This is a genomic window from Enterobacter cloacae complex sp. IR5450 (assembly GCF_049238665.1).
In the GTDB taxonomy this organism is placed as follows: Bacteria; Pseudomonadota; Gammaproteobacteria; order Enterobacterales; family Enterobacteriaceae; genus Enterobacter; species Enterobacter hormaechei_C.
Window position 1 is genome coordinate 198,027 of the sequence record NZ_JBMKIC010000001.1, and the last position, 14,045, is coordinate 212,071.

15 protein-coding genes and 1 other annotated feature are annotated in these 14,045 nt (G+C 54.9%); of the genes, 5 read left to right on the plus strand and 10 right to left on the minus strand.

Features of this window, described 5'->3' with window-relative positions; all coding sequences use genetic code 11:
• Positions 1-82: 82 nt before the first annotated feature.
• Positions 83-1,036 (minus strand): transaldolase, encoded by a 954-nt coding sequence (gene tal / locus ACOTYB_RS00860; protein WP_003856481.1) that lies wholly within the window; start codon positions 1,034-1,036, stop codon positions 83-85.
• 262 nt (positions 1,037-1,298) lie between these two features.
• Between tal and ACOTYB_RS00865 the strand changes: the two genes are divergently transcribed.
• A complete protein-coding gene (locus ACOTYB_RS00865; RefSeq protein ID WP_045335550.1) occupies positions 1,299-2,732 on the plus strand; it encodes an alanine/glycine:cation symporter family protein in 1,434 nt (477 codons plus the stop codon).
• A gap of 66 nt (positions 2,733-2,798) precedes the next feature.
• Positions 2,799-3,572 carry a peroxide stress protein YaaA gene (gene yaaA / locus ACOTYB_RS00870; RefSeq protein WP_022650381.1) on the plus strand — a complete coding sequence of 258 codons (774 nt, stop codon included), beginning with the start codon at positions 2,799-2,801 and terminating at the stop codon, positions 3,570-3,572.
• A 31-nt stretch (positions 3,573-3,603) separates the two neighbouring features.
• On the opposite strand, the gene ACOTYB_RS00875 is transcribed toward yaaA, so the two are convergent.
• The 7 genes from ACOTYB_RS00875 to yjjY all read right to left on the minus strand — a co-directional run bounded on the left by ACOTYB_RS00875 (position 3,604) and on the right by yjjY (position 10,406).
• Complete coding sequence (locus ACOTYB_RS00875) at positions 3,604-3,891, minus strand: DUF2502 domain-containing protein (RefSeq protein ID WP_003856489.1); 288 nt, start codon at positions 3,889-3,891, stop codon at positions 3,604-3,606.
• 244 nt (positions 3,892-4,135) lie between these two features.
• Positions 4,136-5,422: a threonine synthase gene (thrC, locus tag ACOTYB_RS00880; protein ID WP_220316728.1), complete on the minus strand. Its 1,287-nt coding sequence runs from the start codon at positions 5,420-5,422 to the stop codon at positions 4,136-4,138.
• A gap of 3 nt (positions 5,423-5,425) precedes the next feature.
• Positions 5,426-6,355 carry a homoserine kinase gene (thrB, locus tag ACOTYB_RS00885; RefSeq protein WP_022650380.1) on the minus strand — a complete coding sequence of 310 codons (930 nt, stop codon included), beginning with the start codon at positions 6,353-6,355 and terminating at the stop codon, positions 5,426-5,428.
• A 1-nt stretch (position 6,356) separates the two neighbouring features.
• A complete protein-coding gene (gene thrA / locus ACOTYB_RS00890) occupies positions 6,357-8,819 on the minus strand; it encodes a bifunctional aspartate kinase/homoserine dehydrogenase I (protein ID WP_045332536.1) in 2,463 nt (820 codons plus the stop codon).
• A gap of 24 nt (positions 8,820-8,843) precedes the next feature.
• Positions 8,844-8,961 (minus strand) — a sequence feature (Thr leader region).
• Positions 8,900-8,968: a thr operon leader peptide gene (gene thrL / locus ACOTYB_RS00895; protein ID WP_015572623.1), complete on the minus strand. Its 69-nt coding sequence runs from the start codon at positions 8,966-8,968 to the stop codon at positions 8,900-8,902. (Overlaps the previous feature by 62 nt.)
• Before the next feature lie 211 nt (positions 8,969-9,179).
• Positions 9,180-9,866: a tRNA/rRNA methyltransferase gene (locus tag ACOTYB_RS00900; RefSeq protein ID WP_003856496.1), complete on the minus strand. Its 687-nt coding sequence runs from the start codon at positions 9,864-9,866 to the stop codon at positions 9,180-9,182.
• 399 nt (positions 9,867-10,265) lie between these two features.
• Positions 10,266-10,406 (minus strand): protein YjjY, encoded by a 141-nt coding sequence (yjjY, locus tag ACOTYB_RS00905; RefSeq protein ID WP_001541509.1) that lies wholly within the window; start codon positions 10,404-10,406, stop codon positions 10,266-10,268.
• Positions 10,407-10,501: 95 nt separating this feature from the next.
• Here yjjY and arcA point away from each other — a divergent pair, with 95 nt between their 5' ends.
• Positions 10,502-11,218, plus strand: a complete 717-nt coding sequence (gene arcA, locus ACOTYB_RS00910; protein WP_003856501.1) for a two-component system response regulator ArcA — start codon at positions 10,502-10,504, stop codon at positions 11,216-11,218.
• A 48-nt stretch (positions 11,219-11,266) separates the two neighbouring features.
• On the opposite strand, the gene creA is transcribed toward arcA, so the two are convergent.
• Positions 11,267-11,737 carry a protein CreA gene (gene creA, locus ACOTYB_RS00915; protein WP_003856503.1) on the minus strand — a complete coding sequence of 157 codons (471 nt, stop codon included), beginning with the start codon at positions 11,735-11,737 and terminating at the stop codon, positions 11,267-11,269.
• 215 nt (positions 11,738-11,952) lie between these two features.
• Between creA and robA the strand changes: the two genes are divergently transcribed.
• A complete protein-coding gene (robA, locus tag ACOTYB_RS00920; RefSeq protein WP_003856504.1) occupies positions 11,953-12,822 on the plus strand; it encodes an MDR efflux pump AcrAB transcriptional activator RobA in 870 nt (289 codons plus the stop codon).
• On the opposite strand, the gene gpmB is transcribed toward robA, so the two are convergent.
• Positions 12,819-13,466 carry a 2,3-diphosphoglycerate-dependent phosphoglycerate mutase GpmB gene (gene gpmB, locus ACOTYB_RS00925; protein WP_006810187.1) on the minus strand — a complete coding sequence of 216 codons (648 nt, stop codon included), beginning with the start codon at positions 13,464-13,466 and terminating at the stop codon, positions 12,819-12,821. The genes robA and gpmB overlap by 4 nt on opposite strands.
• A gap of 48 nt (positions 13,467-13,514) precedes the next feature.
• Here gpmB and yjjX point away from each other — a divergent pair, with 48 nt between their 5' ends.
• Complete coding sequence (yjjX, locus tag ACOTYB_RS00930; RefSeq protein WP_220153553.1) at positions 13,515-14,030, plus strand: inosine/xanthosine triphosphatase; 516 nt, start codon at positions 13,515-13,517, stop codon at positions 14,028-14,030.
• Positions 14,031-14,045 lie beyond the last annotated feature (15 nt).

Below are 14,045 nucleotides of genomic sequence, written 5' to 3' on the forward strand. Positions count from 1 at the left end.
AAGGGAATGATACACGCAGAGAGAAAATTCAGACAGAGGCGGGGGAAAGACGCGTGACCGGGAGCCCGGTCACGCAGAATGATTACAGCAGGTCGCCGATCATTTTTTCCAGTTTTTCCTGGTCGATAGCAAACTTACGGATACCGTCCGCCAGTTTATCTACGGCCATTGGATCCTGGTTGTGCTGCCACAGGAACTCGGACTCGGTGATGCGCTCAGGACGCGCTTTCACTTCGCCAGTGTAAGACAGTTTACGCTCGATAGCACCTTCGCTTTCTGCCAGCTCTTTCAGCAGCGCAGGGGCGATGGTCAGGCGGTCACAGCCAGCCAGCTCGATGATTTCGCCGACGTTACGGAAGCTTGCGCCCATAACAACGGTCTCATAGCCGTGCTGTTTGTAGTATTCGTAGATTTCAGTCACAGAAATCACGCCTGGATCTTCAGACGCCGCGTACTCTTTCTTGTCGGTGTTGGCTTTGTACCAGTCCAGAATACGGCCCACGAACGGAGAAATCAGGTATACGCCAGCTTCGGCACATGCACGCGCCTGCGCGAAGGAGAACAGCAGAGTCAGGTTACAGTTGATCCCTTCTTTTTCCAGCTGCTCAGCAGCGCGGATGCCCTGCCAGGTAGAGGCCAGTTTGATCAGGATACGGTCGTTGCTGATGCCCGCATCGTTGTACAGTTTGATCAGGCGTTTTGCTTTGGCGATAGAGGCTTCGGTGTCGTAGGACAGGCGAGCATCAACTTCGGTAGAGATACGGCCAGGAACGAGCTTCAGGATTTCCAGACCGATGTTCACTGCCAGTTTGTCAGTGGCATCCACAACCTGCTGCGCGCGGTCATTGCTCTGTGCTTTTGCCCAGGTCACCGCCTCGTCGATCAGTTTGCGATACTCAGGGATCTGCGCGGCGTTAAGGATCAGAGAAGGGTTGGTTGTGGCATCCTGCGGCTGGTACAGCTTCATTGCCGCAATATCTCCGGTGTCAGCGACGACAGTGGTGAACTGACGAAGGGAGGTCAATTTATCCGTCATGATAGTGTTTCTCTTTTAACGTGCCCTGGATAATTCACACTACCGACAGCTTGCCAGCAGCGGAAAAATGACAGGTTTACTTGTTAGGGGGATGTAACCGGTCTGCCCTGATGATAACACGAGTGAGAGGCAGCGCAACCGCAGACAGTGCGCTTAGGCAGAGTATGATAAACTCAGAATATTAACAGGCTGCTAAGTAACAGCATGCACACTCAGTGGTAGCGCTTACATATTCACTTTGGCATCAACAAGAGGGACGTTAGTGCCTGATTTCTTTTTCTTTATTAACGAAGTCCTCTGGGGTTCGATCATGATATACCTGCTTTCTGGAGCAGGTATCTGGTTTACGTGGCGCAGCGGGCTGATTCAGTTTCGCTATATCCGCAAATTTGGCAGAAGTCTGAAAAACAGCGTCACCCCACAGCCGGGCGGCCTGACATCGTTTCAGGCGCTCTGTACTAGCCTTGCCGCGCGCGTCGGCAGCGGTAACCTGGCCGGTGTCGCGCTGGCGATCGGCGCGGGCGGTCCGGGCGCGGTATTCTGGATGTGGGTGACGGCGATTATCGGTATGGCCACCTCCTTTGCTGAATGCTCGCTTGCGCAACTCTACAAAGAAAAAGACGGCAAAGGTCAGTTTCGCGGCGGTCCCGCCTGGTATATGGCTCGCGGGTTGGGAATGCGCTGGATGGGCGTTCTGTTCTCGATCTTTTTGCTGATTGCCTATGGCCTTATTTTCAATACCGTTCAGGCAAATTCCGTCGCCCACGCGCTGCGCTTTGCCTTTAATTGTCCGGAGTGGCTGACGGGCGGCGCGCTTGCCCTTCTCACCCTGCTGACCATTGTGACCGGGCTCAAAGGGGTTGCCCGCCTGATGCAGTGGCTGGTTCCGCTGATGGCGCTGCTGTGGGTGTCCACCAGCGTGATGGTATGCGCGATACATATTGACGAGGTGCCGAACGTCATCGTCACCATTTTCCAAAGCGCGTTCGGCTGGCGCGAAGCGGCTTCAGGCGCGTTGGGTTACACCCTTAGCCAGGCTCTCACTGCGGGTTTTCAGCGAGGCATGTTCTCCAACGAAGCGGGAATGGGCTCCACGCCGAATGCCGCCGCAGCGGCCGCATCCTGGCCCCCGCATCCCGCCGCGCAGGGCATTGTACAGATGATTGGCGTCTTCACAGACACCATTATTATCTGCTCCGCCAGCGCGATGATCATGCTGCTGGCCGGTGCCGCTGAGCAACCGTCCGGTAGTACGGCAGGCATTCATTGGGTACAACAGGCGCTGGTCTCCCTCGTCGGCGGCTGGGGCGCCGGCCTTGTCGCACTTGTCGTGGGACTTTTTGCCTTTAGTTCCATTGCGGTGAACTATATCTATGCCGAAAACAACCTTATCTTCCTGAAAGTCAATTCGCGTCTGACCCGCAACGTCCTTCGCGCGGGTGTGCTGGGAATGGTTTTCGTCGGCTCCCTGCTCAGTATGCCGTTGGTCTGGCAAATAGCGGACGTCATTATGGCGCTGATGGCCATCACTAACCTGACGGCCATTTTGCTGCTTTCACCGGTTGTGGCGCTGATCGCGCGCGATTATCTGCGTCAACGCAAGCTCGGCGTACAGCCCGTCTTTGACGCCTCACGCTATCCCGAAATCGAGTCACAAATTGCCCCTGGCACCTGGGATGATTTGCCGCGGCAATAACAGCTATCGATCAATTCAGGGCGATTTTTTGTTAAAGTCGCTCTAAATTTCCTGCAAGGACTGGATATGCTGATTCTGATTTCACCTGCCAAAACGCTCGACTACCAGAGCCCGCTCGCCACTGAGCGTTATACCCAGCCGGAATTGCTGGACTACTCGCAACAGTTGATCCACGAGGCGCGTAAGCTTTCGGCTCCGCAAATCGCTTCGCTGATGAGCATCAGCGATAAACTCGCCGACCTGAACGCCACCCGTTTTCATGAGTGGCAGCCTGACTTCACGCCCGCCAACGCCCGCCAGGCGCTGTTGGCCTTCAAAGGTGACGTCTACACTGGCCTGCAAGCAGAAACGTTTAGCGAAGCCGATTTCGATTTTGCCCAGCAGCATCTGCGCATGTTATCCGGCCTGTACGGGGTGCTGCGCCCGCTGGATCTGATGCAGCCGTATCGTCTGGAGATGGGTATCCGCCTGGAAAACGCTAAAGGTAAAGATCTGTACCAGTTCTGGGGCGATGTCATTACCGACAAGCTTAACGCGGCGCTGCAAGCCCAGGGGGACAACGTGGTGATCAACCTGGCCTCCGATGAGTACTTCAAATCGGTGAAACCGAAAAAGCTGGATGCGGACATTATCAAGCCGGTATTCCTCGACGAGAAAAACGGCAAATTTAAAGTAATCAGCTTCTACGCCAAAAAAGCGCGCGGTCTGATGAGCCGCTTCATCATTCAAAACCGCCTGACGAAGCCAGAGCAGCTCACCGGCTTTAACAGTGAAGGGTATTTCTTCGACGAGGCATCGTCAGGAAAAAACGAGCTGGTGTTTAAGCGTCACGAGCAATAAAAGACAACCCCGCCAGCTGGCGGGGTTTATGTTAATGGTGCTTCCGGTCCGGGCCCGGGCGGCGCTCGTCATGACGGTGGTGATCGTCACGATCGCGATGTTCATCGTGCGGACGCCAGTGGTTATCGCGCCAGTCATAGTGTGCTTTCCACCAGTCATGGTCGCGCCAGCGGCCGCCATCCCAGTAGTGCCCGTTATTATCCCGATCGCCAATTTGCAGTTTTACCGCGGGCACGAGGGTGATCTCAGCTGCCTGCACCGCCATGGGAGCGACCAGCATCAGTGAAAGCGCGATAAGTGCAGGTTTCAGGGTAGACATAGGTGACTCCTTATTCTTCTTGCCCAACGTGGGCCGATGTAAGGAGAGTACATGATGGGAACGGGGGATGTTATTCTCTGCAATCCTAAACGCTAAGTGACCGCATTTATTGGGAAATTCTGCTTTTTTCCTGCTGTTTTTCTCCTTAATTTCTCCATAAAAAAGCCGGGTGGCGCTGCGCTTACCCGGCCTACGTTCTGAGCCGTTGTAGGTCGGGTAAGGCGTAGCCGCCACCCGACAAAAATCACGCTCGGGTCATCATCAGCTTACGCAGCGCGGCAAAGTCTGCGGGCAGCTCATGAGACAGCAGCGGCAGGTCGGCGCGCTCGGCCAGCTCTTTTGGCAGCGGCAGCGTTTCCCCCAGGATCGCTTCCACGCTCTCTTTGAACTTGGCCGGATGGGCGGTGCCGAGGAACAGGCCATACTCACCCGGTTGAAGCTGATCGCGCAGGGCACGATAGGCAATCGCCGCGTGCGGCTCAGAGGTATAGCCCACCGCTTTCAGCTCGCGCATGGTGGCTTTCGTGGTTTCGTCCGTCACCGCTGCGTAACCCAGATCGCCCAGACGCCAGACCTTACGGCGGAACAGCTCTTCCACACGCGGCCAGTTGTTAGGCTGTGACACATCCATCGCATTGGAGAGCGTGGCCTGAGTCGCGTTCGGCGCCCATTTTCCGTCCTTCAGGAAACGCGGCACGGTGTCGTTGGCGTTGGTGGCGGCGATAAAGCGCTTCACCGGCAGGCCGAGTGATTTCGCCAGCAGGCCTGCCGTCAGGTCGCCGAAGTTCCCGCTTGGCACGGAAACCACCAGCTGATTGCGCGCGTCCTGCGGCAACTGCGCCACCGCTTCGAAGTAGTAGCAGATCTGCGCCAGCAGACGGCTGATGTTGATGGAGTTGGCAGAGTTCAGCCCCAGCGCCGCCTTCAGCTCTTCGTCATCGAAGGCTTGCTTCACCAGCGCCTGACAGGCATCGAAATCGCCGTCGATCGCCACGGTTTCAATGTTGCCCCCAAGGGTGCAGAACAGTTTTTCCTGAAGCGGGCTGATTTTGCCTTTCGGATAGAGGATCACCACGCGGACGTTTTTCAGGCCGTAGAACGCATGGGCCACCGCCGCACCGGTATCGCCTGAAGTCGCGGTCAAAATGGTCACCGGTTTGTCGCCGCTGATGTGGGTCAGCATCTGCGCCATAAAACGACCGCCGAAATCTTTGAACGCCAGCGTCGGGCCGTGGAACAGCTCCAGACAGCCAACGTCAGGCTCCACCTGCTTCACCGGCGCCGGGAAAGCAAACGCCGCACGCACGCGCTCTTCCAGCAGCTCCTGTGGGATTTCGTCGCCGATAAACGCAGACAGAATTTTGGTGCTGCGGGTGACAAAGCCCTGCTTCAGCAGTTCATCGATTTCGGTCAGCTGAAATTCCGGCAGGTCGTGGGGGAAGAACAGCCCCTGATTTTTGCCAAGCCCCTGCGTTACCGCCTGCGCAAAGCTGACCTGCTCGTTATGATCTTTAAGGTTGTAGAGTTTCATTCGTTATCCCAGTACTCGTGCGCCAGCCGTGTCCAGACGGCAAATATGAACAAAGCCTTCCTGATTTTGCAGGTAGTGTTTAGAGAGCCAGTCCGCCACGCGCTGCGCGGTGTCTGGCTTGTCGCATAAGGCGAACAGCGTCGGGCCGGAGCCGGAGATGCCGCACGCCTGTGCGCCGATATCCATGGATGCCTGTCGCGCTTCGTTAAAGCCCGGCAGCAGCTTCGTGCGATACGGCTCGGCAATAACGTCTTTCATCAGTTTCGCCGCCAGCTGCGGCTGTCGGGTGTAGCAGGCATGAATAAAGCCCGCCAGATGACGCCCGTGGGCGATACAGTCCTGACGACGATACTGCGCCGGCAGGATCGCACGCGCTTCGGCGGTAGACACTTTAATGCCCGGATAGGCCAGCACCCACAGCCACTCATCAAACCCTGGCACCTGCTGGCTGATGATGCCATTTTCTTCAATCATCAGCTGCATGCCGCCAAGGAAGCACGGCGCCACGTTATCATAATGAATGCTGCCGGAGATGCGCCCTTCCAGCTCGCCCATCAGCGCCAGCAGACGGCTGTTGTTCAGCGGCTTGCCGCAGTGCTCATTCATCGCCACCAGCGCGGCGACCACCGAGCAGGCGCTCGAGCCCAGCCCCGAACCAATCGGCATGCTCTTTTCCAGCGTCATGGCGACCGGCACGTTTTTGCCAATCTCCTGACAGAAGCGTTCCCAGCACTGATAAACAATATTCTCGCGCGGTTCAGACGGCAGCTTACTGGCGAAACGGCCGATGTTATTCAGGCTGAAGCGCTCTGCCGCCTCAACCGTAACCGTATCGCCCAGCAGCGAACCGTCCACTGGCGTTACCGCCGCGCCCAGCACGTCAAATCCGACGCTCATATTGGCGCTGGAAGCCGGGGCATATACTTTAACCATCTTAAACTCCTAACTTCCATGACAGGGTACGCAGCAGATCGGCAAACACGCCTGCCGCCGTCACATCATTCCCTGCGCCATAGCCGCGAAGCACCAGCGGCAGTGGCTGATAATAATGGCTGTAGAACGCCAGAGCGTTCTCGCCGTTTTTCACCTTGTACAGCGGATCGTTGCCATCCACTTCGGCAATCTTCACCCGGCAGACGCCGTCTTCTTCAATGTTGCCAACATAGCGCAATACCTTACCTTCATCACGGGCTTTCGCAACGCGTGCGGCAAAGGCATCGTCAAGCTGAGGTAAATTCGCCATAAAGGCGCTGACGTCACCGCTGTCATCAAATTCTGCTGGCAGCACTGGCTCAATCACGATATCCGAAAGCTCCAGCTCGCGGCCGGTCTCGCGCACCAGGATCAGCAGCTTACGCGCCACGTCCATACCGGAGAGGTCGTCGCGCGGATCCGGCTCGGTGTAGCCCAGCTCGCGCGCGGCGCGGGTGGCTTCCGACAGGCTCATCCCTTCGTCCAGCTTGCCGAAGATAAACGACAGGGAGCCGGAGAGGATGCCGGAGAAACGCTGTAGTTCGTCGCCCGCGTTCAGCAGGTTTTGCAGGTTCTCGATGACCGGCAGGCCCGCGCCCACGTTGGTGTCATACAGAAACTTGCGGCGCGACTTACTCGCCGCCAGACGCAGCTGGTGATAGTAATCCATTGACGAGGTGTTGGCCTTTTTGTTCGGCGTCACCACGTGGAAACCTTCGCGCAGGAAATCCGCGTACTGATCGGCCACCGCCTGGCTGGAGGTACAGTCAACGATCACCGGGTTAAGCAGGTGATATTCTTTCACCAGACGGATCAGGCGGCCCAGGTTAAACGGCTCTTTCGCCTCTTCCAGCTCCGCCTGCCAGTTTTCCAGGTTCAGACCGTGGACGTTAGTCAGCAACGCTTTCGAGTTCGCAATGCCGCAGACGCGCAGATCGATATGTTTCTTCTTAAGCCACTCCTGCTGACGCTTTACCTGCTCCAGCAGCGCGCCGCCGACGCCGCCGACGCCCACCAGGAACAGCTCAATCACCTGGTCGGTGTTGAACAGCATCTGATGCACCACGCGCACGCCGGTAGTGGCGTCATCGTTATCCACGACAACGGAAATGGAACGCTCGGATGAGCCCTGGGCAATCGCCACGATATTGATATTGGCCCGCGCCAGCGCGGCAAAGAATTTGGCGGAGATACCGCGCAGGGTGCGCATACCGTCGCCGACCACCGAGATAATCGCCAGACGCTCCTGAATGGAAAGCGGCTCCAGCAGCTCTTCTTTCAGCTCCAGATAGAACTCTTCTTCCAGCGCGCGACGGGCGCGCAGGCAATCGCCCTGCGGAACGCAGAAGCTGATGCTGTATTCGGAAGAAGACTGTGTGATCAGCACCACGGAGATCCCGTTGCGGGACATAGCGGCAAAGACGCGTGCCGCCATGCCGACCATGCCCTTCATCCCCGGGCCGGAGACGCTGAACATCGCCATGTTATTGAGGTTAGAAATGCCTTTCACCGGCAGGTCATCTTCATCCGCGCTGGCGCCAATCAGCGTACCCGGCGCCTGCGGATTACCGGTATTCTTAATCAGGCAAGGGATCTGGAACTGGGCAATCGGGGAGATGGTACGCGGGTGAAGAACTTTAGCGCCGAAGTAGGAAAGCTCCATCGCTTCCTGGTACGACATCGACTTCAGCAGCCTGGCGTCCGGCACCTGGCGCGGATCGCAGGTATAAACGCCGTCGACATCAGTCCAGATCTCACAGCAGTCTGCGCGTAAACAGGCCGCCAGCACCGCAGCGGAGTAGTCAGAGCCGTTACGCCCCAGCACCACCAGTTCGCCCTTCTCGTTACCGGCGGTAAAGCCTGCCATCAGGATCATATGGTCAGAGGGGATTTTGCTCGCGGCAATACGGCGGGTTGATTCGGCAATATCAACGGTAGATTCGAGGTAGTGGCCCGCTGCCAGCAATTTCTCAACCGGATTGATCACGGTAACGTTGTGGCCGCGCGCTTCCAGCACGCCCGCCATGATGGCGATAGAGAGTTTTTCACCCCGGCAAATCAGCGCCGCGTTGATGCTGTCCGGGCACTGGCCAAGCAGGCTGATACCGTGAAGAACGTGTTTAATCTGGGCAAATTCAAGTTCAACGGTGCTTTTCAGCTGCGCCAGCGGGAAACCAGGCTGGGCGTCGGCCAGCCCCTGAAGCAGATCGGCGAAGATACGCTCGGCATCGCTGATGTTCGGCAGTGCATCCTGACCACCGATGGTTTTTTCAATCATCGCCACCAGGTGGTTCGTGATTTTGGCCGGGGCAGAGAGCACGGTGGCAACCTGCCCCTGCCTGGCGTTGCTTTCCAGGATATCGGCAACACGCAGAAAACGTTCTGCATTTGCCACTGACGTACCGCCGAACTTCAACACTCGCATGGTTCTACCTCATTTCCTTTAGCCGAAAAAAAAGCCCGCACTGTTCAGGTGCGGGCTTTTTTCTGTTTTTCCTGTACGCGTCAGCCCGCATCGTTACCTGTGGTAATGATGATGGTTGTAGTAATGGTGGTGATGCTGATGCGTTTCATGGATGTTGTGTACTCTGTCATTATTATCTGTCTGTGCTCTATTCTTTTAGGGTTAAAGGATCGAGCCCCTTAAGTCAATGAATTTTTAATTCGATCACAATTCGGGACATTCTCACGTCCCGCTGCGCGCAGATTTATTTTCATCGGAATACCCCAGTTGCAACCCCAGACATCAGCAGGATCGGCCATAATAAAAACCTATGGCACTATTTTACTCGGCTAATTTTTTTTCAATATCATGAAGCAATCGGTGCAGCATTGCCGTGTCGCGCTGTTCAAGACGCCCCAGGCGCTGCTGTAACCAGTCCACCATTTTTTGATCGTCAGCGACGCCCAACTGCGCAAGAAGCTTATCTGCACGAACACGCAGTGCCGCCAGCTGGTTTTCATCCGAAACTGTCACCGGTGGCTGAGAAATTTGTATTAAGGATGCTAATTGATAGCAATAGACCATCACCGCCTGCCCCAGATTGAGTGACGGATAATCCGCCACCATCGGCGCGCCCGTCAGCACGTCAGCCAGCGCCAGCTCTTCGTTAGTCAGCCCGGAATCTTCTCGCCCAAACACCAGCGCGGCTTTCTCCAGCCACTGGCTTTTCTCTTCCAGCATCGGCACCAGTTCAGCAGGCGTGGCGTAATAGTGAAACTTCGCCCGGCTGCGCGCGGTCGTCGCGACGGTAAATGAAATATCGTGGAGTGCGTCGGCGAGCGTAGCGTAAGTGGTTATATTATCGAGAATATCACCCGAACCGTGCGCCACCCAGCGCGCAGCAGGCTCCAGATGCGCCGTGCTGTCCACAATACGCAAATCGGTAAAACCCATAGTCTTCATGGCACGCGCCGCAGCGCCAATATTTTCAGCTCTTGCTGGTGCCACCAGCACAATCGACAGATGCATTTACGCTCTCTTTTTAATCAGTTAGCAGGTAAAAATGTGATTCAGTTCAACATATTACGCAGCACGAATTTACATTTTTGCAACACAAATCACCGAAATAGCGTTTCATAACAATTAAAAAAAGCTAAACTATTTTGTGACTGAACAATCAGTTAGAATGTTAACAGAAGACCATTATCCTTATGTTTTGTAATGATAATGACCATATGAATACTCTTTTCTGATTGGATTCGTACCGTTTATCAATCAATGTCCGCAACTAGTTGGTTTATTGAAAAATTGTGACAAAGGCTAGCATTCAGCTACGATGATTTCATCAAACTGTTAACGTGCTACAATTGAACTTGATATATGTCAACGAAGCGTAGTTTTATTGGGTGTCCGGTGTCACTTAGCCTGTTATGTTGCTGTTAAAATGGTTAGGATGACAGCCGTTTTTGACACTGTCGGGTCCAAAGGGAAAGTACCCACGACCAAGCTAATGATGTTGTTGACGTTGATGGAAAGTGCATCAAGAACGCAATTACGTACTTTAGTCACGTTAAGCCGATCATGTTAATTTGCGACATGCATCAGGCAGGTCAGGGACTTTTGTACTTCCTGTTTCGATTTAGTTGGCAATTTAGGTAGCAAACATGCAGACCCCGCACATTCTTATCGTTGAAGACGAGTTGGTAACACGCAACACGTTAAAGAGCATTTTCGAAGCAGAAGGCTACGATGTCTTTGAAGCGACCGATGGCGCAGAGATGCATCAGATCCTTTCTGAAAATGATATCAACCTGGTGATTATGGATATCAACCTGCCGGGCAAAAACGGGCTTCTTCTGGCGCGCGAACTGCGTGAACAGGCGAACGTCGCGTTGATGTTCCTGACAGGCCGTGACAACGAGGTTGATAAAATTCTTGGTCTGGAAATCGGCGCGGATGACTACATCACCAAGCCGTTCAACCCTCGCGAGTTAACCATTCGTGCACGCAACCTGCTGTCCCGCACCATGAATCTGGGTACGGTCAGTGAAGAGCGTCGTAGCGTCGACAGCTACAAATTCAACGGCTGGGAACTTGATATCAACAGCCGTTCGCTGATTAGCCCGAACGGTGAGCAGTACAAACTGCCGCGCAGTGAATTCCGCGCGATGCTGCACTTCTGCGAGAACCCGGGCAAGATTCAGTCTCGTGCAGAACTGCTGAAGAAAATGACCGGTCGTGAGTTGAAGCCACACGATCGTACCGTTGACGTAACCATCCGTCGTATTCGTAAACATTTCGAATCTACGCCTGATACGCCGGAAATCATCGCCACGATCCATGGTGAAGGCTATCGTTTCTGCGGTGACCTCCAGGAGTAATCCTCACGTCACGCAGTAAAGAACGGCGCATTTGCGCCGTTTTTTTTATCAATGCCACGGCATAATCGGCACCGCGCTAATCGCGTTTTTCGGTGAACCTTCCACGACTTTGTCCGAGTAGGCCAGATAAGCCAGGGTGTTACGCTTCGCATCATAAAAACGGACCACCTGTAGCTTTTTGAACACCAGCGAGGTCCGTTTCTGGAATACAACGTCGCCCTGCGCTTTGCCGTTTTTAATTTTGTCACTCAATTCCACCGGTCCAACCTGCTGGCAGGAGATGGCCGCGTCAGACGTGTCTTCAGCCAGCCCCAGGCCGCCTTTAATCCCGCCGGTCTTCGCCCGGCTGACATAGCAGGTGACGTTTTTAACGTCCGGATCGTCAAACGCCTCCACCACAATTTTGTGGTCCGGCCCAAACATTTTAAACACGGTATCCACGGAGCCAATTTGCTCCGCCTGCGCCACGCGCCCTGCCATCAGCGCCAGTGCTGCAAAGACTAAAACCTTGTATTTCATATTGTTACCATTCATAAAAAATTACGCTGAGCGATTATTCAACAGGTTAGATAAAAATGTAGCAAGATCACAGGATTAGAATATATCCGCACATAAATCACCATAAAAAGCATTTATGCGCAAAAAAAACACTGAATGCTAAAACGTCAAAAAATGCTATTATCCGCTAACCTGTAAACAGGCACCTGCGGCAGTTTTAAGGATGAGGATAGTATATGGATCAGGCTGGAATTATTCGCGACCTGCTCACCTGGCTGGAAGGTCATCTCGACCAGCCATTGTCACTGGATAATGTGGCGGCAAAAGCAGGCTATTCCAAGTGGCATCTGCAAAGGATGTTCAAGGATGTCACCGGTCATGCTATCGGTGCCTATATTCGCGCACGTCGTTTATCAAAGTCTGCTGTTGCGTTGCGCCTGACCGCGCGACCAATCCTTGATATTGCCCTGCAATATCGTTTCGATTCACAGCAAACTTTCACCCGCGCCTTTAAAAAGCAGTTCTCGTTAACGCCAGCGCTTTATCGCCGCTCGCCGGACTGGAGCTCCTTTGGTATGCGTCCGCCGCTGCGTCTGGGCGAGTTTGCGATGCCAAAATATGAAATCATCACCCTGCCAGAAACGCACCTGGTCGGCACCACGCAGAGCTACTCATGTTCCCTTGAGCAGATCTCCGAGTTCCGCCATCAGATGCGCGTTCAGTTCTGGCGCGAATTTTTAAGCCATGCTCCGGCGATCCCGCCGATTCTGTATGGTTTGAACGAAACGCATCCAAGCCAGGAAAAAGATGACGAGCAGGAGGTGTTCTATACCACGGCGCTGACGCCTGATATGGCGAACGGTTACATTCATGGCTCGAAGCCTGTCGTGCTGGAAGGCGGCGAGTATGTGATGTTCTCATACGAAGGTTTAGGAACGGGCGTTCAGGAGTTCATCCTGACCGTTTACGGGACCTGCATGCCGATGCTGAATCTGAATCGCCGTAAAGGTCAGGACATTGAGCGCTACTATCCGGCGCAAGATGCTAAACCGGAAGAAGGCCCTATCAATCTGCGTATGGAATTCCTGATTCCGGTACGTCGTTAACGCTGCAATTCGTCCAGTGCAGGGGCATCAAGATGCGAAATGTCCCCTGCCATCTCAACCACCCACCCCGATGCCAGCCAGGCACTTTCCTGATAGTCGATACGGGAAATGGAACAGTTGCGCAGACGCAAACGGCGTTCGGCGTAAGCCGGCAGTCCCAGAATGGTGCTCACCAGACAACCCAGCGCGATACCGTGGCTCACCAGCAGCGGTCGGCTACCTGCCGGGAGTTTCAGGCACTCGGCCAGCGCGGCATGCATGCGCACGCTCAGCTCCTGCATGGATTCACCCTCAGGGATGCGACCATCTTCAGTGCCGTTCACCAGCGTGCGGCGCCAGCCTTCTTCGGTTTCCGTCAGCGTATCGATAGGACGTTTTTCCAGCACGCCCATATCCAGCTCGCGCAGACGCGGTTCGAGGGTCACGTCGCAGCCACAGGCATCGGCGATGATGCGTGCTGTCTGCTGTGTGCGGCCTAAATCACTGGAGATGACGTGAGTGATGCCCAGCGTTCTGGCGCGCTCCGCCACCTGCCACGCTTGCTGCACACCTTTGTCGGTGAGAGGACTGTCTGACTGGCCTTGAATACGTCGCTCGGCGTTCCACTGCGTTTCACCGTGGCGAACAAGGTATACCTGTAACATGCTTTTTTTCCGTTATACTGCGATGAATTTTTTAAATCGAGCTTAATTATGCACCATGTTGTCTCTGCTACCACCAATCCTGCCAAAATTCAGGCAATTCTAAGGGCATTTGAAGAGATATTTGGCGAAGGATCCTGCCATATTGACGCCGTCGGCGTCGAGAGCGGTGTGCCGGAACAGCCGTTTGGCAGCGAGGAAACACGCGCTGGCGCACGAAATCGCGTGGCGAATGCAAAAGCCGCCGCGCCAGACGCTGACTTCTGGGTCGCGATTGAAGCTGGTATCGACGAAGGAGCGACCTTCAGCTGGGTTGTCATCGAAAGCCGTGAGCAGCGCGGCGAAGCGCGTTCTGCCACGCTGCCGCTGCCGGAGATCATACTGGAGAAAGTCCGCGCGGGTGAGGCGCTGGGGCCGGTAATGTCGCACTATACCGGCATTGATGAGATTGGTCGTAAAGAGGGGGCGATTGGCGTCTTTACCGCGGGCAAGCTCACCCGTTCGAGCGTTTACCACCAGGCCGTTATTCTGGCGTTAAGTCCGTTCCATAACGCGATTTATCGTTAAGTCTGTAGGCCGGAT